The organism is Curtobacterium phoenicis, from assembly GCF_047238015.1.
Classification (GTDB): Bacteria; Actinomycetota; Actinomycetes; order Actinomycetales; family Microbacteriaceae; genus Curtobacterium.
The window spans coordinates 13720-33591 of record NZ_JBDFLZ010000002.1 but is presented as its reverse complement, the minus strand read 5'-3'; the positions used below and the strand labels follow the sequence as shown (position 1 = coordinate 33591).

The 19872-nt window shown below is 70.9% G+C and carries 20 protein-coding genes; 7 read left to right on the top strand and 13 right to left on the bottom strand.

Translation table 11 applies throughout. The annotated features are described in order from the left end of the window. Positions 1–55: 55 nt before the first annotated feature. From ABC270_RS00190 to ABC270_RS00160, 7 genes are all read right to left on the bottom strand, one after another. Positions 56–631 (bottom strand): hypothetical protein, encoded by a 576-nt coding sequence (locus ABC270_RS00190; protein WP_412878936.1) that lies wholly within the window; start codon positions 629–631, stop codon positions 56–58. Continuing rightward, entirely contained in the window at positions 628–2109 is a 1482-nt protein-coding gene (locus ABC270_RS00185) for a hypothetical protein (RefSeq protein ID WP_412878935.1), read from the bottom strand. The genes ABC270_RS00190 and ABC270_RS00185 overlap by 4 nt, the downstream gene beginning before the upstream one ends. Beyond that, on the bottom strand, positions 2102–2578 hold the full coding sequence (locus tag ABC270_RS00180) for a hypothetical protein (protein ID WP_412878934.1): 477 nt from the start codon (positions 2576–2578) through the stop codon (positions 2102–2104). Before ABC270_RS00180 ends, ABC270_RS00185 begins: the two co-directional genes overlap by 8 nt. Next, the gene (locus ABC270_RS00175) at positions 2575–3207 is read right to left on the bottom strand and encodes a hypothetical protein (RefSeq protein ID WP_412878933.1); all 633 of its coding nucleotides are present in this window, start codon (positions 3205–3207) and stop codon (positions 2575–2577) included. Before ABC270_RS00175 ends, ABC270_RS00180 begins: the two co-directional genes overlap by 4 nt. Further along, entirely contained in the window at positions 3204–4487 is a 1284-nt protein-coding gene (locus tag ABC270_RS00170; protein ID WP_412878932.1) for a WXG100 family type VII secretion target, read from the bottom strand. Before ABC270_RS00170 ends, ABC270_RS00175 begins: the two co-directional genes overlap by 4 nt. Continuing rightward, a complete protein-coding gene (locus ABC270_RS00165) occupies positions 4487–4780 on the bottom strand; it encodes a hypothetical protein (protein ID WP_412878931.1) in 294 nt (97 codons plus the stop codon). Before ABC270_RS00165 ends, ABC270_RS00170 begins: the two co-directional genes overlap by 1 nt. Before the next feature lie 105 nt (positions 4781–4885). Next, positions 4886–5179 carry a WXG100 family type VII secretion target gene (locus ABC270_RS00160; RefSeq protein WP_058725445.1) on the bottom strand — a complete coding sequence of 98 codons (294 nt, stop codon included), beginning with the start codon at positions 5177–5179 and terminating at the stop codon, positions 4886–4888. A gap of 119 nt (positions 5180–5298) precedes the next feature. Here ABC270_RS00160 and ABC270_RS00155 point away from each other — a divergent pair, with 119 nt between their 5' ends. Then, complete coding sequence (locus tag ABC270_RS00155; protein ID WP_412878930.1) at positions 5299–5808, top strand: FHA domain-containing protein; 510 nt, start codon at positions 5299–5301, stop codon at positions 5806–5808. Here ABC270_RS00155 and ABC270_RS00150 read toward each other — a convergent pair. The 5 genes from ABC270_RS00150 to ABC270_RS00130 all read right to left on the bottom strand — a co-directional run bounded on the left by ABC270_RS00150 (position 5781) and on the right by ABC270_RS00130 (position 9740). After that, positions 5781–6644 (bottom strand): oxygenase MpaB family protein, encoded by an 864-nt coding sequence (locus ABC270_RS00150; protein ID WP_412878929.1) that lies wholly within the window; start codon positions 6642–6644, stop codon positions 5781–5783. The genes ABC270_RS00155 and ABC270_RS00150 overlap by 28 nt on opposite strands. Next, positions 6634–7002 carry a hypothetical protein gene (locus ABC270_RS00145; RefSeq protein WP_412878928.1) on the bottom strand — a complete coding sequence of 123 codons (369 nt, stop codon included), beginning with the start codon at positions 7000–7002 and terminating at the stop codon, positions 6634–6636. The genes ABC270_RS00150 and ABC270_RS00145 overlap by 11 nt, the downstream gene beginning before the upstream one ends. Positions 7003–7027: 25 nt before the next feature. Beyond that, a complete protein-coding gene (locus ABC270_RS00140) occupies positions 7028–7321 on the bottom strand; it encodes a hypothetical protein (protein WP_412878927.1) in 294 nt (97 codons plus the stop codon). Between the two features lie 65 nt (positions 7322–7386). Beyond that, entirely contained in the window at positions 7387–7845 is a 459-nt protein-coding gene (locus ABC270_RS00135) for an ester cyclase (protein WP_412878926.1), read from the bottom strand. Positions 7846–8108: 263 nt separating this feature from the next. Continuing rightward, positions 8109–9740, bottom strand: coding sequence for a RecQ family ATP-dependent DNA helicase (locus tag ABC270_RS00130; RefSeq protein WP_412878925.1), 1632 nt, complete (start codon positions 9738–9740; stop codon positions 8109–8111). 250 nt (positions 9741–9990) lie between these two features. On the opposite strand from ABC270_RS00130, the gene sucC reads away from it, so the two are divergent. Together sucC and sucD are read left to right on the top strand one after the other, a co-directional pair. Next, entirely contained in the window at positions 9991–11160 is a 1170-nt protein-coding gene (gene sucC, locus ABC270_RS00125) for an ADP-forming succinate--CoA ligase subunit beta (RefSeq protein WP_412878924.1), read from the top strand. A gap of 15 nt (positions 11161–11175) precedes the next feature. After that, complete coding sequence (sucD, locus tag ABC270_RS00120) at positions 11176–12069, top strand: succinate--CoA ligase subunit alpha (RefSeq protein WP_412878923.1); 894 nt, start codon at positions 11176–11178, stop codon at positions 12067–12069. Positions 12070–12143: 74 nt separating this feature from the next. On the opposite strand, the gene ABC270_RS00115 is transcribed toward sucD, so the two are convergent. Further along, positions 12144–12986, bottom strand: a complete 843-nt coding sequence (locus ABC270_RS00115; protein ID WP_412878922.1) for a hypothetical protein — start codon at positions 12984–12986, stop codon at positions 12144–12146. A 102-nt stretch (positions 12987–13088) separates the two neighbouring features. Between ABC270_RS00115 and ABC270_RS00110 the strand changes: the two genes are divergently transcribed. From ABC270_RS00110 to ABC270_RS00095, 4 genes are all read left to right on the top strand, one after another. After that, positions 13089–15122: a cell division protein PerM gene (locus ABC270_RS00110; protein WP_412878921.1), complete on the top strand. Its 2034-nt coding sequence runs from the start codon at positions 13089–13091 to the stop codon at positions 15120–15122. A 31-nt stretch (positions 15123–15153) separates the two neighbouring features. After that, entirely contained in the window at positions 15154–15747 is a 594-nt protein-coding gene (gene purN / locus ABC270_RS00105; RefSeq protein ID WP_412878920.1) for a phosphoribosylglycinamide formyltransferase, read from the top strand. Further along, complete coding sequence (gene purH, locus ABC270_RS00100; protein WP_412878919.1) at positions 15744–17372, top strand: bifunctional phosphoribosylaminoimidazolecarboxamide formyltransferase/IMP cyclohydrolase; 1629 nt, start codon at positions 15744–15746, stop codon at positions 17370–17372. The genes purN and purH overlap by 4 nt, the downstream gene beginning before the upstream one ends. Before the next feature lie 676 nt (positions 17373–18048). Continuing rightward, a complete protein-coding gene (locus ABC270_RS00095; protein WP_412878918.1) occupies positions 18049–19872 on the top strand; it encodes an ABC transporter ATP-binding protein in 1824 nt (607 codons plus the stop codon).

Here is a 19872-nt window from a genome sequence, read left to right as displayed (position 1 = left end):
GTTCCGAGGCATGTCTGAGCAGGACTCTCGTGGCCGTGCCCATCGTCGAAGACGCTCACCCCCAGTCGATTCGTAGGTCGCGGAGGAGTTCGTCGAGCATGGGCCGTGCGAGGGCGCTGTCGTGCTCGTCCGGGACGAAGAAGGACACGACCACCGTGAGCTCGTTCAAGCCGTCGACGATCGGGATGATCGCACGGACTACCTGCATCACCGACCGTGCCCGACCGCCGGTACTGCGTTCCCGCATCTCGACGAGCGTTGCTCTACCAACGGGAAGATCCAGTGTCCCCACACTGGCGTCGCCGATGCCGTTCGCCCGCGGTGCACGAGCGTCGTCGATGAAGGTGTCCGCGCGGTCGACACCGGCGACAGTGTGCACGACCGCGTACGCGATCGCTCGGACTGTCGGCGCCGTGGTCGAGAGCACGAAGCACGTCTCAGCCTTCGCTGCTTCCTGGAACGCAGCGATGTCGCGGATCACTGTCCTGAGGATCGCCCGTTCTCGACGTTTCGGCCGCTGCTTCGCCTGTCCGAGTGCGTGCTCGACCGCAGCGTCTGTGACGTCATCGACCTGCCCCTCGTCATCAAGCAGTGTCCAGGCGCGATTGTAGTTCCACAACAGGCGAGTCATTCGTCTCCTCTCGGGGTGCCGATCACGATCCACCGGCCGAAGCCGACGGGGGCTCTCCCTCGTTCCGCGCGGCGCCGTCGGAAGCTCAGCCAGGAGACGAGGGGAACGGTGAGCACCAGCAGCAGGATGCTCACAGCAGAGAACGGATTGCCTCGTGTGATGTAGAAGACAGCGACCGCCGCACCCAGGATCGGGACCCCGAGTGCCGTGAGCTGGCGTCGAGCGAACTGCGGCCGGTCTGGCCGGCCGTGCTGCTCGGGGTGGATGCGAGCGACAGGAAGACGAGAACTCGACTCGACGACGAAGATCGTGGTGACGACTGCGACCGCGATGGCTGCGAAGACCAACGTGACGAGTGTCGACGCTGCCCCCGGACGGACCGAGCCGGCTCCAACGAGAACGATCGTCGTGAAGGCCGATGACGCGAGGAACGGGTACGCCGGGACCGACCCCACGGCGTTGCGCAGCATGAGGGACGAAGGCCCCACTCCTCTGCTGCGCATCTCATCCAACGCGAGTGCTGGCCGGTTGCGCGCGTCAGTGTGGGCCGAGGTGATGACGCCGAGTCCTTGCAGGAGCCCCTCGAGAGCACGAGCGTCCTCCGGGGCAGGTGCCCAGGTACGGAGCGGCAGCTGCGCACGCAGCGTGTCCGTTCCGTCGATGAGCAGCACCCGTGGGTCGTCGTCATGCACGAACACCGCGCGCACGACGGCATCACGACCGAGATGTCGATCCGGAGTCGCCAGTCGCTGTGTGATGCCTTGTCCGTCCGTGAGAACCAGTCCGTGATCGTCAGTGCTCACGGACGCTGTGGAGAGGAACCAGGAGGGCCCGACCAAAGGTCGTAGCACGGTTCCTCCGGGCGTCGACCGTCGATGACGCCGACCTGCAGCGATGACCAGGACGACGAGTGCATTAGCGGCGGCAGCGGCCGCGGCCAGCCAACCGAACGTCCCAGTTCCCGGACCGCCCGCGATCGCGACCACGATCGGTCCGAAGACGTCGGCCGAGAAGGCGCCCAGGCCGAGGAGGATGACGACGACGAGAATCCTCTGCTCCATGAGTCGTCGTCGCTCGTTTGTCGGCGTGAGGACCTGAGCAGCATCGAGGTTTCCGGGAATGGGTTGGTCGGTGCCGAACCTGTCTAACAGCGCCGCGAGACCGCTCGAGGCGAGTGCGACTTCGTTCGTCACGATCGAGATGGGTGACATCCACCACTGGTCGACTGGGACAAGGTAAAGGCTGCCGGTTGTGTCCTTGAGCAGGACTGCCCCATTGCTGGCGGTGGGAGTGAGACGCTTCGGAAGAGCATCCTCGTCGAGGAACCATGAATGGACGAGGCGAGCCGTCTTGATCCGTTCTCCTCGAGGACTGGCGAACACGATCCGATCCTGGTCGTCCAAGGAGAGGCTCGTAGCACCGGTGACGGCGGCCGCCCGGTCACTCGACACGGCTGGGCGGGCAATCGATTCAGACATCGATGACGATCTTCGCAGCGAGTGCGTCCACCTGCGCGATCAACAGCTCGGCGAGAGCGGGCTCCGCGCTGCTCGTCGAGAGGACGACGAGTTCGTTCCCCGCAACCCAGGACCAGGAGGCCTGGACAACGACGAACGCTCTCCCCTCCGGCACTTCGAGCGCGAGGCGTTGCACCAATCGGAGCGCATCACCGCTCGTCGTGCTGAGCATCGATTCTTCGATCGGACCGATCGGGTGAGTCGCACGAAGACCCGCCCGGACCACTCCAGCCGAGCGGCCGGCGAGCGGGGCGGTGCGAGCAGCGAGCCAGCCGACTTCTCGGGAGTCATCCAAGACGACCCTCCAAGCGGCTGCCGCATCCGTCTCGTTGAGGAGTTGGACGATTCTCGGTGCGATCGTGCTATCAAGCCGGCCTGCCAGGAGGTCGAGCGGGCGTAGAGCATCGTTTGCCGGCCAGGTGATCTTCAATGCTCACCGATCCAATCGAAGCCGGTCATGAGGATGTCGAAGTGCGCGACACACTCCTCCGCGAACGCTGCGCCGGCACACTGGAACGACACCAGCGCGAAGGATCCGTGCTCCTGCGGCACGGGCAACAGGTAGTCCAAGCGGGTCATCAGGGCTGGGCCGCTCGGTTCGGCACCGGCCAAGAACGCCGCAGCAAGATCAGTCGGAAGGGCCGGCGGAAGGGCGCCCCCGTCGCCGAGTTCATCGTCCGAGCGAGACCTCAGAGCTGCGCCTGCGGGCAGCTCCTCGAGCGTCGTCGGTGCACCGAGCACTGGTGCGACCTCGGTGAGATCGAGTTCGGCGATCGCCGGTCCGAGGTAGACGACACCGACGGTGAACAGCATGTGCATCGGCACACCGCCGAACCGGCCGTCGAAGTAGAAGAGATCGGTTGTCCCCGCCTCCGCCATCCGCTGAAAGGCGGACCTGATGTCCTCACGCGCGCGCCGCCTCGCTTCGACGGCCGTCGGCTCATCGCCGCCCTGCAACACGAGGTGCCGGTCTGCGAAAGCGCGAGAGGCGCGCTGCGGATCACGATCAACCGAGTATCGGTACCAGCCGTCGGGAAGCAGAACTCGATACTGCGTCACAGTGAACCGACGTGGATCTCGCTCTTCGACTTCCAGTACCCGTCCCAGTCGGTACCGGCGGATACGACGTTCTCCACAGACTCCGGCAGGCCCGGAAGGCTGGGAAGTCCAGATCCAGCGACGACCCCGTTCGCCAGAGCTGCGTGCTTCGCGGCCTCCCGCGCGAGTGCGGAATCCGGGGCGAGCTTGAGCACCTGAGCCGTTTCCATGAGACCGCCGGTCACGAAGGTGTCCAGGAAAGCCGTGAGCGGCTTGCGACCGATGGCTTCCGCTTCTCTGATCCCTGCATCACCTCCGCGGAGGAAAGCGGTCAGCTCTCCACCAACGCCGGCATTCGAATTCCGTGCCGCAGTGGCAGCCGATGCCGCGCGAGTCTCTCCGACTGCTCCGCGGAGCATCCCCATCGCTGAACTCGCGTACTTCGCGGCACCGAACCCGACCGCTGCGAGAGCGAACCCGATGGCGTCCTTCCCGACATCGCCTGCGCTCGCGTCACCCGCCATCGATTGCGTCGCTGTGATCAGGAGCTTCGCACCTGCCACGGCGAGGCCGATGAGCGCGATCACGGGCAGCGCTGCAGGGAAGAAGATGGCGGCAACCACGGTGACGACGAGGAGGACGGTGCCCACGGCGTCCAGCGCGTCCTTGATCACGTTGAGCACGCCCCGCGCCCCGTGGATCGCTTGCTTCACGTGGTCGAACCAGCCGTCCTTCAGCCCGTCGTCCGCACCCTGCCGTATCCGGTCGGCGACCCGACCGGCCAACTCCCCGTACTCGCCCTCTTCCCCGAACGGGCCGCCGATCCGACGCACGATCGCCTTCGCCGCGTCGATGTCGCCCTGCGCCGCACTCAGCGCACGGTCCTGCGCATCGACCTGGTCCTGGTGTTCCGGGGTGTCCGCGTCCGCCGTGATGGTCTGGTTCGCCGCGGCCCGGTGCGCGTCCTGCGCGTCCTGGGCCTGCAGCAGGGCGGCGTCGGCTTCGCGCTGCAGCCCCTCGAGTCCGTTCGCCCACTCGTCGAGCGCCGCGGCGAGCTGGGTGTAGCGCCCCTTGGCCTTCTCGATGGCACCGGCGAGATCGCCGGCGGAGTCGCGGAACTTCTCCCCCGACTCGCTCTCCCAGCCCTCGCCGTCCTTGAGGCTGTTGAGACGCTCGACCTGCTGGGCGATGGCCTGCTCGATGGATCGGGCGCTCGAGGCGGACTGCCGGATCTCTGCCGGATCGCCGGGCACCGGGTCGAGCTGCATGCCGACGGCGCTCCAGTCGGTGGGGCGGGCCATCAGCTGTCCTTCCCGAGGATCTTGTTCGCGAGCTCGACCTCGGTCTGCGTGAAGCCGTCGTGCGCGCTCTCGGCCATCTCGGCGACGGCCTTGATCGACTCCTGGAGGCGTCCGCGCCGGATGTCCCAGTTGCCGGCGAACTCGTCGATGGCGCTGGTGATCGTCATCGATCCGACACCGGTCTTGTAGTCGGCCGCACTCGAGGCGACGTGTTCGAAGTCGCCGTGCAGCCGGGAGAGGTCAGATGCGAGATTGCCGATCAGGTCGAGATCGAGCTTGATTGTGCCGGCCACGGTTCCCCCGGTGGATTCCTGGTCTTGCTGTTCCTGGTCGCCGCCCCTGCGGCGAGAGCGGTGGCCGGCACCCGAGAGCGCCGGCCACCGTCGTGCAGAGCCTGACTAGCCGATGCTCGACGCGAGCTGCTCGTCCGTGGACTCGAGCGTGTTCGCGGCGCTCTCGAGGAAGCCGGCCATGCCGTCGATCGCCTGGATCGTCTGCGTCGCGCCGGAGTTGAACTCCGAGTACGTCGCGTCGAACGCCTTCGACGACTTGTCGGTGACGTAGCCCGACGACACGAGGTTGTCGATCTGGCTCTTGAGCTGGCTCAGCTGGTCCTCGATGGCCTTCTGGCCGTTGCGGAGCTGCGAAGCCTGGTTGCGGAGATCGTCGTAGGTGACGTTGACGTTTGCCATGTGCATACCCTCCCGATGCGGTATTTGATGTACCGGGAGCCCCCCGGCCGACTCGACGATACTTGATTCCGTTGCGTCCCGCAGCAGGTGGGGACAAGAACGAGGACGAGGGGTACACCGTGGCACGACGCCGGAAGGACGAGGGGGTGCCGGAGCGACCGGTCGTCACGCACGCCGAAGTGGAGCGTGACCGTCAGGCCGGACACCTCTCCCGCGCGTGGGTCCTCCCGAGCGCTCCGGTGTCCGACCACGAGCCCGACGCCGTGGTCAACACCGAGCCGCCGCTCCCGACGATCGGGGTGGTGCCGCGGCTCGTGCTCGAGGTCGCGCCGGGGAACGTGGTCCCCCTGGACCAGCCGGTGGTCCTGGGGCGCAAGGTCACGACCGCCCCTGGTCGACGGGCGGTGCTGCTCGACGATCCCGGGCGCTCGGTCTCGCGCGAGCACGCCGCGATCCGTCCGACGGACGACGGCGGCCTCGTCGTCGAGGACCTCGGTTCGGCGAACGGCACGGTGGTGGTCCGGGCCTCCGGTGCGCAGGAGCCGAGCGTCGGCGGCGCACAGGTCGTGGCGCGACCCGGAGACGTCGTCATGGTCGGCGACTACGCGGTCCGGGTGCTCGCCGGCTGACGCCGACGAGCTGCCCGCCGCATCGCCCGCACCAACAGCGGCCCCGGCAGCCGCAGCAGCCACCCTGGCACCACCCGGCGCACGGCCCGCAGGACCCGCACGGCCCGCTCGTACCGCCGCTGCTCCCGAGGCCCCCACGCGAAGCCGTAGTCCGAACGCAGTCGGTCCGGCAGCATCCCGACGGTCACGATCCGGACGAGCGGCATCGCCACCCGCACCCACCACGGAGCGAACCGCGGGTGCAGGAGGTCCCGCACGACACCGCGGGCGTCCTCGGTGACGATCAGCTGGTCGAGCGTCTGCGCCCAGTAGCGGTCGAACGCTGCCACCGACCCCGGCCAGCGCGACGGTGGCACCCGGAGCGCGGTCCCGATCGGCGCGTACGCCTGCAGGACCTCCTCGGCCCGTGCGGCGAACACGGCGGACCCGAAGGCCGCGTGCGCCTGCCGCGCCGAGTCGAACAAGGTGGCGGCGACCCAGAGCTGCCGGTCCTCGTCGTCCGCACCCACGACGGGGACGTGCGCGCGGTTCACGAAGGAGGCCGCGATCGCCGCGTCCTCCGGGGTGCCCGACACCACCGCGAAGACGAACGACAGGGTGTGCGCGAGCCGCTGCTGCGGTCGCCGAGCGAAGTCGGAGTGCCGGCGCACGCCCGCCGCGACGACGGGGTCCGCGATCTGCAGCAGGATGGCGCGGCCGCCGGACGCGACGGGCGTGCTGTCCGCGAGCAGGTGGCGGAGGGCGCGATCGCGACCAGACGACGGACGGGAGGCGCGGTGCCGGTCGTGCGCCGCGCCTCCCGTCGGGTCGGCGCCAGCCCACTCCTCAGTGGTCACGTCGTGCCCGCTGCCGCCGGGCGCGGGGTGAGAGGTCGTACCCGACCGCCGCGGCGAGCCCGGCGAGGCCGAACGCGACCGCGACGACGACGAACGTCGCGCTGCCGACATCGTCGCGTACCGCCGAGAGCAGCGCTGCGACCGTCCAGATGGCGGGGAGCGGCCAGGACACACCGGAGCCGGCGACGAGGGCCGCCGTCACGCCGACGGCGAGGAAGAGCACCCAACCGACGTTCCCGACCGAGCCGGACCGGACGCCGAGGGTGGCCGCCGCGGCGATCAACAGCAGCCCGGCCACCGACACCAGCCGCGCCGCGCCGGGGTGACGGCGCAGGCGCTGCTGGAGTCGGGAGATCACGCCCCGATGCTAGTCAGCGCCGGTGTCAGAGCGGCTTGGTGCCGAGGTCGTTCCCGAGGTCGGGGTGGTCCTCGTCGCCGTCGTGCTCCCACAGGTCCGGGGCCTCTTCGCGCTCGGCGCCGCCGGTCGGGCCGGACGCGGTGCCGTCGCCGGGCTGCGGCTCGACGGTCTCGCCGCCGACCGCGTCGTTCGTCACGGTCTCGAGGGACTCCTCGCGGTCGTCGACCTCGTACGGGCCGGCGTGCTCGGTGTCCACGTCGTCGTCACGGAAGCCCTCGGTGTCGAAGCCGTCGTTCGGGGTGGTGCCGGGGTCGGTCATGGGGTTCCTCTCGTTCGTGGGTGTCCTGTCTACGCGCCGTGCCTCGGCGCACACGAAGCGGACGCCTACGCGGACACGAAACGGACGTCGCCGTGGCCGTCGCCCGCGTCCGACGCGCCGTCGAGCCCGAGCTGCTGCGCCAGACCCTGCTCGTCGGTGGCACCCCAGCGCTCGACGATCTTGCCGTCGCGGAACTTCGCGACCTGGATGCCGCGGACCTCGAACGACCTCCCGGTCGGCTCGTGTCCCTGGAACGGCCCGGTGTGGGTCCCGCGGATCGTGAACACCGCGGTGACGAAGTCGTCGGTGACGACCAGCGGGTCCGGGGTCAGCTCGAGGTCCGGGAACGCCGTCGTGAAGTCCTGCCAGAAGTCGACGATGCCCGCGAGCCCGGGGGCCTGGCCCGGCGCCGGGTCGTGGTCGACGACGTCCTCGGCCCAGACCTCGCCGAAGCGGTCGAAGGCGCGGTCCTGGATGATGCCGCCGAGGCGCTCCTGCGCGGCCTGGTTGACGTCGGTGCTCATGTGGTTCCTCTCGTCGTGGTCCTCCTGCGTACGCGACGGAGGTCCGAGGGACCGGACGGTCCGGGGGACGGGTGTCCGGTGCACGCACCGGAGCTGCCGGGAGGCGCGCGGAGCGGCCCGGGTTCGGGTCGCGTTCACCCGGTGGTCACCTCCGCGACACGACACCGGTGCATGCTCTGGCGTGCTCGGGGGAGTGGAGCGCGGTCGCCGACGGGTGGTCGAGCGACCGCGCCTTCCCCTGCTCGAGCGACGTGCGGTGGGTGTCACACGCGTTCGAGCAGGTGCCGTCCCTCGACGTCGGCCAGCGAGAGCGTCCGGTAGCCGGCGGCGTCGAAGAACACCGTCACGCGGTCGTCCTCGGTGCTCATGACGGTGCCGCGCCCCCACTCGGGGTGCTCGACGGTCGACTCCGGGGGCCACGTGTCGTCGTGGGCGCCGTCCGCGCCGTGTGCGCCGTCCTGGTAGGCGGTGCCGGACGTGCAGGTGTCGCAGTTGCCGCACGGCTCCGCGAGTTCGTCGCCGAAGTAGCCGAGCAGGAACTGCCGTCGACAGCCGAGGGTCTCCGCGAACCGGCGCATCATCGCGATGCGGGACTGCTCGACTTCCTCGCGCTGGTCGGCACGTGCCGAGGCGGCCTTCGCCGCTGCCTCCGCGCTGGTCGGGCCGCCGTCAGTGCGCGCGAGCCCGTCGGGCCCGTCGTCGAGCACCCCCGCCTCGACGAGGGCGTTCGCGGCGCGGCCGGCCGTGCGCGCAGAGAGTCCCGAGGCGTCCGCGAGGGCCGAGCGCGGGATCGACCCCGAGGCGGGCACGGCGTCGAAGAGCGCCCGGAGGGACGCCGGCTTCGGGCTCCCGGACGCGAAGAAGCGCCGGAGCCCGAGGTCCTCGGCACGGTAGTGCAGGGTCGCGGTCGCCGGCTCGCCGTCGCGTCCGGCACGACCGATCTCCTGGTAGTGGGCGTCGACGGACTCGGCGACGTCGGCGTGCAGGACGAAGCGGACGTCGGGCTTGTCGATGCCCATGCCGAACGCGCTCGTGGCGACGACCACGTCGAGCTCGCCGTCGTGGAAGGCGTGCAGGACGGCCTCGCGGTCGCGCACCCGCATCCCCGCGTGGTACGGCCGGGCGTCCTTGCCGCGGGCACGGAGGGCGTCGGCGTACTCGTCGGTCTCGCGCCGGGTGGCGACGTACACGATCCCGGTGCCAGTGGCCGCCGCGGCCTGCTCGACCACGGCGGCGCGCTTCTCGTCAGCGTCGGCGTACCGCTCGACCTCGATGCGGATGCCCGGGCGGTCGAAACCGGCTGCGAGGACGACCGGGTCCCGCATGCCGAGGCGCGCGGTGATGTCGTCGCGGACCGGCGCCGAGCCGGTTGCCGTCAGGGCGAGGACCGGCGGACGCCCGAGGCGTTCGGCAGCCTCACCGAGGGCCAGGTACGCGGGCCGGAAGTCGTGGCCCCACGACGACACGCAGTGCGCCTCGTCGACGGTCAGGAGCGCGACGCCGGCGTCGGCGAGGCGTTCGACGACCTCGTCCTTCGCGAGCTGCTCGGGGGCGAGGAACACGTACCGGACGTCGCCGGCGGCGATGGCGTCCCACGCATCGGCGACGTCGGACGCGGAGACGGTCGCGTTGATCGCCACGGCGGGCGGCGCGTCCGGGTGCGACCGCAGCCCGACGACCTGGTCCTGCTGCAGCGACACCAGCGGCGACACCACGACGACCAGGCCGTCCAGGGCGAGGCCCGCGACCTGGTAGATCGCGGACTTGCCCGAGCCGGTCGGCATCAGGGCGAGGGCGTCGCGACCGCGGAGCACGGCGTCGATCACGGTCGCCTGGGCGTCGCGCAGGTCCCAGCCGAAGACGTCGGCGGCGCGGGTACGGAGTTCTTCGAGCACCCGATCACCCTCGTCGCCCGCCCCTGTGTGCGCACCCGGCCCTGCGTCCTGCGGACGGTGCCCTGCCAAACCGACCCGTGCCTCCCGGCCGGGCCTGTACGGACGGCGCGACGCGCGCGCACCGCGCGTCCACCTGCCGGCGCTAGGCTGACCCGCGGCCGTTGTCTCGACATCGAGCGACCCTCGATGTGGAGTGTGGCAACCAGGTGACCGATGCCGATCGCACGGAACGTGCGGGAAGAAGAACAGCGTGGATCTTTTCGAGTACCAGGCCAGGGACCTCTTCGAGTCCTACGGCGTCCCCGTCCTCCAGGGGATCATCGCCGACACCCCCGAGGAGGCGAAGGCAGCGGCCGAGAAGATCGGCGGCGTGGTCGTCGTCAAGGCGCAGGTGAAGGTCGGCGGTCGCGGCAAGGCCGGCGGCGTCAAGGTCGCGAAGACCCCCGACGAGGCCTACGAGCACGCGCAGGCGATCCTCGGCCTCGACATCAAGGGCCACACCGTGCAGCGCGTGATGGTCGCCCAGGGCGCCGACATCGCCGAGGAGTTCTACTTCTCCGTGCTGCTCGACCGGGCGAACCGCTCCTACCTGAGCCTCGTCAGCGTCGAGGGCGGCATGGAGATCGAACAGCTCGCCGTCGAGAAGCCCGAGGCCCTCGCCCGCGTCGAGGTGAACCCGCTCACCGGCATCAACAAGGAGGCCGCGCTGGAGATCGCGCGGCAGGCGAACTTCCCCTCCGAGCTCCAGGACCAGGTCGCGGACGTCTTCGTGAAGCTCTACGACGTGTTCGCCGGCGAGGACGCCACCCTCGTCGAGGTCAACCCGCTCGTCCGCACGGGCGACGGCCAGATCCTCGCCCTCGACGGCAAGGTCTCGCTCGACGACAACGCCGACTTCCGCCACGAGGGCCACGCGCAGCTCGAGGACACCGCCAGCGAGGACCCGCTCGAGGCGAAGGCGAAGCAGCACGGCCTCAACTACGTGAAGCTCGACGGCGAGGTCGGCGTCATCGGCAACGGCGCCGGACTCGTCATGTCGACGCTCGACGTCGTCGCCTACGCCGGTGAGCGCCACGGCGGCGTGAAGCCCGCGAACTTCCTCGACATCGGCGGCGGTGCCTCCGCGGAGGTCATGGCCAACGGCCTCGACGTCATCCTCGGCGACCCCCAGGTCAAGAGCGTCTTCGTGAACGTGTTCGGTGGCATCACCGCGTGCGACGCCGTCGCGAACGGCATCGTCGCCGCGCTCGGCATCCTCGGCGACTCGGCGACCAAGCCGCTCGTCGTGCGCCTCGACGGCAACAACGTGGACGAGGGTCGTCGGATCCTGGCGGAGGCGGCGCACCCGCTCGTGACCGTCGCCGCGACCATGGACGATGCGGCCGAGAAGGCCGCCGAGCTCGCCGCGGCCGCGGCGTAAGGAGCCTGCAGAACAATGTCGATCTTCCTCAACAAGGACTCCAAGGTCATCGTCCAGGGCATCACCGGCGGCGAGGGCACCAAGCACACCGCGCTCATGCTCAAGGCCGGCACGAACGTCGTCGGTGGCGTGAACGCCCGCAAGGCCGGCACGACCGTCACGCACGGCGACGTCGAACTCCCGGTGTTCGGTTCCGTCCGCGAGGCCGTGGACACCACCGGCGCCGACGTCTCGATCGTCTTCGTGCCACCGGCGTTCGCGAAGGACGCCGTGATGGAGGCCATCGACGCCGAGGTCCCGCTCGTCGTCGTCATCACCGAGGGCATCCCGGTGCAGGACTCCGCGGAGTTCTGGGCTCACGCCAAGGCACTCGGTGGGAAGACCCGAATCATCGGACCGAACTGCCCCGGCATCATCACCCCGGGGGAGTCGCTCGTCGGCATCACCCCGGCGACGATCACGGGCAAGGGCCCGATCGGTCTCGTCTCGAAGTCCGGCACGCTGACCTACCAGATGATGTACGAGCTCCGTGACCTCGGCTTCTCGACGGCCATCGGCATCGGCGGCGACCCGGTCATCGGCACGACGCACATCGACGCGCTCGCCGCGTTCGAGGCCGACCCGGAGACGGAGGCGATCGTCATGATCGGCGAGATCGGTGGTGACGCCGAGGAGCGTGCGGCCGACTACATCAAGGCGCACGTGACGAAGCCCGTCGTCGGCTACGTCGCGGGCTTCACCGCACCCGAGGGCAAGACCATGGGGCACGCGGGCGCGATCGTGTCCGGCTCCGCGGGCACGGCGGAGGCGAAGAAGCAGGCGCTCGAGGCGGCCGGTGTGAAGGTCGGCAAGACGCCGTCCGAGACCGCGGCGCTGCTGCGCGAGGTGGTCGCCGCCGCGAAGGCGTAGCGGCTTCGTCGGACCACGCGTCCGGACAGACCGTCGGGAGGCACGGTGCGGGTTCGCGCCGTGCCTCCCGTCGTTCACGCTGCCGCCGTGATGCGTGCGAGGACGTCGCGCGTCCACGCCGCTGCGACCTGACGGTCGTTCCCGCCGGCGTCGACGTTCGTCTCGGCGAGCGTCGGGCCGTACCCGATCGGCAGGTGCAGGATGTGCCGGTGGTCGTAGCGGCCGATCGACTTGGGCGCGGTGCCCGACTCCACCGCGACCCGGTGCAGCCAGATGTCGTCGGCCCGCGGCGCGGACGCTCGGAACTCGTGGTGGCGGTCACGCAGCGCGTCGAGCATGCGCGGGGTCAGGACGTGCCCCCAGCCGCCCGTCGCCAGGTTCCGCGGCGAGGAGCCCCGCGCACCGATCCGTCCCCACTGCACGTACGGCGCGACGGCTCCACCGACGACGGAGATGTCTCGTGCGCGGTGCGTGGTGTTCGTCGTGTCGTCGACGACGTGCTCGCGCATCAGGGTCTCGAGCCAGCGGCGCGGGAAGAGCCAGTCGTCGTCGGCCGTGACCAGCGGCACCCGATGGACACGCTCCGACTGCACGTACGGGTAGTACTTCTTGTGCGGACCGTCGTCCTCGGCGAGACGGACTTCGAGTCCTCGTCGGATCAGCCGTCGGAGGCCGGGCGTCGGGGACTCCACGGCGTGCGCGTCATCGAGCCACAGGATCAGCCGACTGGGCCGGACGGAACCGGCCGCGATGCTCTCCAGTGCGAGGTGTGCCGACGCGATGCGTTCGCCGTAGCTCGTCATGCTGACCACCGGGCCGTCGCCGCCGACGCACGCTCGCCTGCCCGTGCTGGCGTTGCGGAACCGGAGCGCACCGATGCGGGCGGCTTTCTTCGGGGCGAGCGCAATCGTGTGCATACAAACATTATGAATACGAAATACTTACCGGGCAAGGACTCGGGTGGTGCTCCTCCGCGCGGCTTCCTCCTCGACGACGGGCGAGCACGTACCCTGGCCCGGATGAACCGCCTGGGAACCGCCGTGCTCGCCGCGATCGAGGGGATCGTGACGGTCGGCGTCGGCGTCGGGATCGCCCTCGTGCCGCTCACCCTGCTCTGGGGCTTCGAGTACGGGCTGCAGGTCGACTGGGACGTGTTCTGGAAGGCGAGCGGCAGCGTCTGGCTCGTCGGGCACGGGGTCGACGTCACCTTCCTGCTCGGCGCAGCGGCTGCGAAGGCGTCCGGCGTGGGCGGGGCGTCGGCGCCGATCCACGTCACACTCGCCGCGCTCGGGTTCGCGATCGTCACGGCCTGGCTCGGGGGCCGTGCCGGACGCCGCTTCGCCGAGACCGCGCACCGGACCACCGGCGTCCTCGTCGGCACCGCGGTCGTCGCCGTCCTCGGCCTCGCCGTCGCTCTGTCGTCGACCTCCGCCGCGACGGACCCGAGCGTCTGGCAGGCGGTCGTGTTCCCGGCGCTCTGGTTCGGCGTCCCGGCGTTCGTCGCCTCCGAGGTGTGCCGCGTGCGCCGGATGCTCCCGGCGGACGCGCTCTCACAGCGGGCGATCGACCTCGTGGACCGGGTCCCCGCGGTCTGGCGAGCGATCGCCGGCTTCGGCCTCCGAGCCGGCACCGCCGCGACCGCCGCGATCGTCGCCGTCGCCGGGCTCGTGGTGGCGGTCCTGCTCTTCACCTCGTTCGCCGAGGTCATCACCCTGTACGAGCGGTCGCACGCCGGGGTCGTCGGTGGCATCGCCCTGACGGTCGGACAGCTCGCGTTCGTGCCGGACCTCGTCGGGTGGGCCACCGCGTGGCTCGTCGGGCCGGGGTTCGCCATCGGCACCGGCTCGAGCGTCTCGCCCATCGGTACGGCGCTCGGCCCGATCCCGGGCATCCCGGTCTTCGGTGCGCTGCCGGCGTCCGGGCACACCTTCGGACTCGTCTGGGTCCTCGTGCCCGTCGTCGCCGGGTTCGCGGTCGCCGGGCTCCTGCGTCCGCGCATCGTCCGGGCGCTCGGTCGCGCGGACTCGGCCCTGCACCGGGCCCTGGGCGGGGTGGCGGTCGGACTCGTCGCCGGCGTCCTGACCGGTGCCGTCGCGTGGGTGTCCTCCGGCTCGCTCGGACCGGGGCGCCTCGCCGACGTCGGCCCGCACGCGCTCGTCGTCGGGGCCTTCGCGGCGCTCGAGGTCGGGCTGCCGGCCGTCGTCGCTCTCGCCGTCGGCAGCGACCTGGTGCGTCTCCCGGAGCGGCGCGAGCGCTGGACGGAGACCGAGGAGGACGACGCCGACGCGGTCGCCGCGGAGGGGTCCCTGATCGACGCGCTCGACCGCGCGGGGGCGGGACGGACCACGGACGTCCACCGCTTCGTCGTCGAGGAGGTCCACGACCCGCACCCCACGCGGACCACGGACACCGAGCAGGCCACGCGCACCTCCGGCGCCACAGCAGCGGCCGCGGTCCCGTCCGCCACCGGGGCCGTCACCGAACCGGTCACCGGGCTCGCCGACGAGGAAGCGGACCGCGCCCGGGCACCCCACGCCGACGGGACCGCGCCACACGCCGGCGCAGCACCCGTGGACGAGGACGTCGAGCTCCCCGAGTGGGCACGCACCGACGTCGTCGCGTCCGACCGGGTCGATCGCACCGTCGACGGCGAGCGCGGGGCCCCGTCCCGTGCCGCCCTCGGCAGCGTGCGGGACCGGCTGCGCAGTGCAGCGGACGGGGTGCGGGGTGGTGTCCGCGACCGCGCCGCCGCCGTCCGCGACCGGATCGGCGGCGGTCACACCGACGACCGCTTCGGGGATCCGCCCACGCCCCTGCCGACCGCACCAGGGACCGAGCAGCAGCCGGCGTTCCCGTGGAGCACGGAGGAGTTCGTCGCCGGACACCACGACGAGACGGCCGACGTCACGGACGACACGCCCGCCGAGAGCGCACGACCCGCGCGGGATGATGCTCGAGCCGCCGGGGCCGGCTCACGCCCGACCTGGGACCGCACCGACCAGATCCCCGAGGACGAGCTGCCCTGGTGGCGCAGGCCGAAGTCGACGGAGTAGCACCCCCGGGCGCCCCGGTAGGCTGGACCCCGTGCTCGAACTGGTCGTCCTGATCTCCGGTACCGGGTCGAACCTGCGGGCGCTGCTCGAGGCGACCACGGACGCTGAGTACCCCGCCCGCGTCGTCGCGATCGGGGCCGACCGTGACGCCGAGGGACTCGGCCTCGGCGAGGAGTTCTCGATCCCCACGTTCACGGTCCCGTACTCCCGGTACGCGAGCCGTGCCGAGTGGGGCGCCGCGCTCGCCGAGCAGATCCGCCCCTGGTCGCCCGACCTCCTGGTGCTCTCGGGCCTCATGCGCCTGCTGCCCCCGGCGGTCGTCGCGGAGTTCTCCCCGATGATCATCAACACCCACCCCGCGTACCTGCCCGAGTTCCCCGGCGCCCACGGCGTGCGGGACGCCCTCGCCGCCGGCGTCACCGAGACCGGCGCGAGCGTCATCGCGGTCGACGACGGCGTCGACTCCGGGCCGATCCTCGCGCAGGAGCGCGTCCCGGTGCTGCCGGGCGACTCCGAGACCACGCTGCACGACCGCATCAAGCCGGTCGAGCGCCGCCTGCTCATCCAGACCGTCCTCGACATCGCCAACGGCAAGACCGACCTGAAGGGCCCCTCGAACGCATGAGCGTGCACGCCGCCGACCCCAGCCTGTACCGCGACCGTGACGTGGTGCCCGTGCGCCGCGCGCTGATCTCCGTGTCCGACAAGTCCGGTCTGCTCGAGCTGGCGGGTGCGCTCGCCGAGTCCGGCGTCGAGATCGTGTCGACGGGCTCGACCGCGCAGACGATCCGCGACGCGGGCTTCGCCGTCACCGACGTCTCGAGCGTGACCGGGTTCCCGGAGTCCCTCGACGGCCGCGTGAAGACCCTGCACCCGTCGGTGCACGCGGGACTCCTCGCCGACCTCCGGCTCGAGTCGCACGAGCAGCAGCTCGCCGAGCTCGGCATCGAGGCGTTCCAGCTCGTGGTCGTGAACCTCTACCCGTTCGTCGAGACGGTCGCGTCCGGCGCGGACACCGCGACCGTGGTCGAGAACGTCGACATCGGCGGCCCGGCGATGGTCCGTGCGTCGGCGAAGAACCACCCGAACGTCGCGATCGTCGTCTCCCCCTCGTCGTACGCCGAGGTCGTCGAGGCCGTCCGCGCGGGCGGGACGACGCTCGAGCTCCGGAAGCGCCTGGCGGCGCAGGCGTTCGCGCACACCGCGGCCTACGACACGGCGGTGGCCTCGTACTTCGCGACGGAAGTGGTCGCGGCGGCTGCGGGCGCCGGCGACGACCGGGAGGCCCGTGCGGACTTCCCGGAACACCTCGCGGTCGACGCGGGGCTGGCCGCCACCCTCCGGTACGGCGAGAACGCGCACCAGCGTGCGGCGCTCTACCGCTCCGAGCACGGCACCGGCATCGCGCAGGCGACACAGCTGCACGGCAAGGAGATGTCGTACAACAACTACGTCGACGCCGACGCGGCCGTCCGTGCCGCCTTCGACTTCGCCGAGCCGGCCGTCGCGATCATCAAGCACGCGAACCCCTGCGGCATCGCGGTCGCCCCGACGGACGCGTCCGACCCGATCGCCTCCGCCCACGCCGCGGCACACGCCTGCGACCCGCTGTCCGCGTTCGGCGGCGTCATCGCGGCCAACCGTCCGGTGACGCTCGGGATGGCCGAGACCGTCGCCGACATCTTCACCGAGGTCGTCGTCGCCCCGGCGTTCGACCCCGAGGCGCTCGAGGTCCTCTCCCGCAAGAAGAACATCCGCCTCGTGCAGCTGCCGGCCGACTTCGCGCTCGCCCCGCAGGAGGTCAAGCAGGTCTCCGGCGGCTTCCTCGTGCAGGACGCCGACCGCTTCGACGGCTTCGACCAGTCGACGTGGACCCTCGTGTCGGGCGAGCCCGCGGACGAGCAGACCCTCGCTGACCTCGCGTTCGCGTGGAAGGCGTGCCGTGCGGTCAAGTCGAACGCGATCCTGCTGGCGAACGCCGGTGCGAGCGTCGGTGTCGGCATGGGGCAGGTCAACCGGGTCGACTCGTGCCACCTCGCGGTCAGCCGTGCCGGTGAGCGCGCTGCCGGATCGGTCGCGGCGTCCGACGCGTTCTTCCCCTTCGCCGACGGCCTGCAGGTGCTGCTCGACGCGGGTGTCCGCGCCGTCGCCCAGCCCGGTGGCAGCGTCCGCGACGACGAGGTCATCGCCGCCGCGAAGGCAGCCGGCGTGACGATGTACCTCACGGGCGAGCGGCACTTCTTCCACTGAGTCGAAGAACCGGCAACTCCGGAAAACGCTTGCGCGCCACGTTCGACTGTGAATAGTCTGTAAGGCTCCGCGACAGGCACGCCGACGACCCCAGCACGACACCGTGCACGGGTCGGCGGCACCGCGGGACACAACGGTGACGAAGACGACGACTGGAGTGACGATGCACACGACGACCGGAACCACGGCCATGGCAGCCCGTGCGGACATCGTGCGCATCGTGGGGACCGCTCCCGACGCACGACCGCGGACGGCATCCGCGGCCGTCGCGCCGTACCCGTTCCCGGGTACGCCCGCCGTCTCGGCACCGATGTCCGCGTAGGGCTGCTTCCCACAGCCAGCGACGAGCCACCGGTCACGACCGGCGACGACGAGCACGCGACGAGCCGCCGGACGAGCACCGGCGACGACGAGCACGGGCCCGCGCGAGCCCACGCCTGAACCCGGGGACGACCACGTTCCCGGTGCACTCCGACCGAACCGACGCCGCACGACCAGCGGCGGCGAGCGGCCACGACGCGGAACCGGACCCGCCCGACCAGGCGGGCCCGCCCGTGACGCGACCGCCCGCTCGGCCGACGACCACCACGCAACGGACACCGTGCCTCCAGGCCGGCTGCTGCGACAGCAGCGACCGATCCGGGGGACCGGCACGACGCACGAGGACGCAGACCCCATGTCCAAGACGCCAGACCAGGCGCGCCCGTCCACCGACCGCCCCTCGACCTTCCGTGCCATCGCGCGGATCTACCCCTACGTGAAGCCGTACCAGCGGCGCCTCATCGGCGGCATGCTCGCCGCCATGGGTGCCTCGCTGGTCGCGCTCGCGATCCCGTACGTCCTGCAGTGGCTCGTCGACGGGCCGCTGTCCTCGAAGGACGCCGCGCAGATCTGGCCCGCCGGCCTCGGCGTGCTCGTACTCGGTGTGCTCGAGGCGTTCTTCATCGCCTCCCGCCGCCGGCTCGTCATGCGTCCGTCCACCCGGATCGAGACGAGCATGCGGAACGCGCTGTACGCGAAGCTGCAGGACCTGCCGGTGGCCTTCCACGACCGCTGGGAGTCCGGCCAGCTGCTGTCCCGATCGGTCTCCGACCTGTCGCTCATCCGCCGTTGGCTGGCGTTCGGCGTCGTCCTGCTCGTCGTCAACATCGTGACGATCGTGGTCGGCTTCGTCGTGCTGTTCACCTTCGGGTGGCTGCTCGGCCTGGTGTTCCTCGTCGCGTCGATCCCGCTGTGGATCAACGGCCTGCTGTTCGAGCGGAAGTACTCGGTCGTGGCCCGTCGCAGCCAGGACCAGGTCGGCGACCTCGCCACGAGCGTCGAGCAGTCCGTGCACGGCATCCGCGTCCTCAAGGCGTTCGGTCGCGGTCGGTACAAGCTCGACGAGTTCAGCGAGCAGGCCGAGGCCCTCCGCGGCACCGAGATCGAGAAGGCGAAGGCCGTCGCGAGCATCTGGCTCTGGCTGCTGCTGGTGCCGGACGTGGCGTTCGCGCTGTGCCTCCTCGCCGGCATCTTCCTGGCGTCCCAGGGGCAGCTCACGGTGGGGCAGCTCTTCGCGTTCTTCGCGACCGCCACGGTGCTCCGGTTCCCGATCGAGTCGATCGGCTTCCTGCTCTCGATGACGTTCGACACCCGCACCGCGGTCGACCGCTTCTTCGAGGTCATGGACTCGGAGAACACGATCACCGACCCGGAGCACCCGAAGACGATCGCGGAGCCGCACGGCGCACTGTCCTTCAACGCGGTGCACTTCCGCTACCAGGACTCGGCGCCGCAGTACCCGGACCTCATCAACGGCGTCGAGCTGCAGCTCCGGCCGGGCGAGACCATGGCGCTCGTCGGGCTCACCGGCTGCGGCAAGACCACGCTGCTGTCGCTCGTGCCCCGGCTCTACGACGTCACCGGCGGTTCGGTGACGATCGACGGCGTCGACATCCGTGACCTCACGCGCGAGGAGCTCCGGCGGCACGTCGGCGTCGCCTTCGAGGACGCCACACTGTTCTCGACGTCGGTGCGCGACAACGTGCTGCTCGGTCGCCCGGACCTGTCCGGCGACGAGGCCGAGGCCGTCATGCGGGAGGCGCTCGACATCGCGCAGGCGTCGTTCGTGGACGACCTGCCCGAGGGTGTCGACACCCGCGTCGGGGAAGAGGGCCTGTCGCTCTCCGGCGGACAGCGGCAACGTCTGGCGCTCGCCCGAGCGATCGCCGCTCGCCCGTCGGTGCTCGTGCTCGACGACCCCCTGTCGGCGCTCGACGTCGACACGGAGGCACGGGTCGAGGCGGGCCTCCGCCGCGTCCTCGCCGAGACCACGTCCCTCATCGTGGCGCACCGTCCGTCGACGGTGACGCTCGCGGACCGCGTCGCGCTCATGGAGAACGGCGTCGTCACCGCCGTCGGCACCCACTCGGAGCTGATGGCCACCAACGACCACTACCGCTACGTCATCTCGTCGCTCGACGAGGACGACGCCACCGCACGAGAGGAGGCGATGGCATGA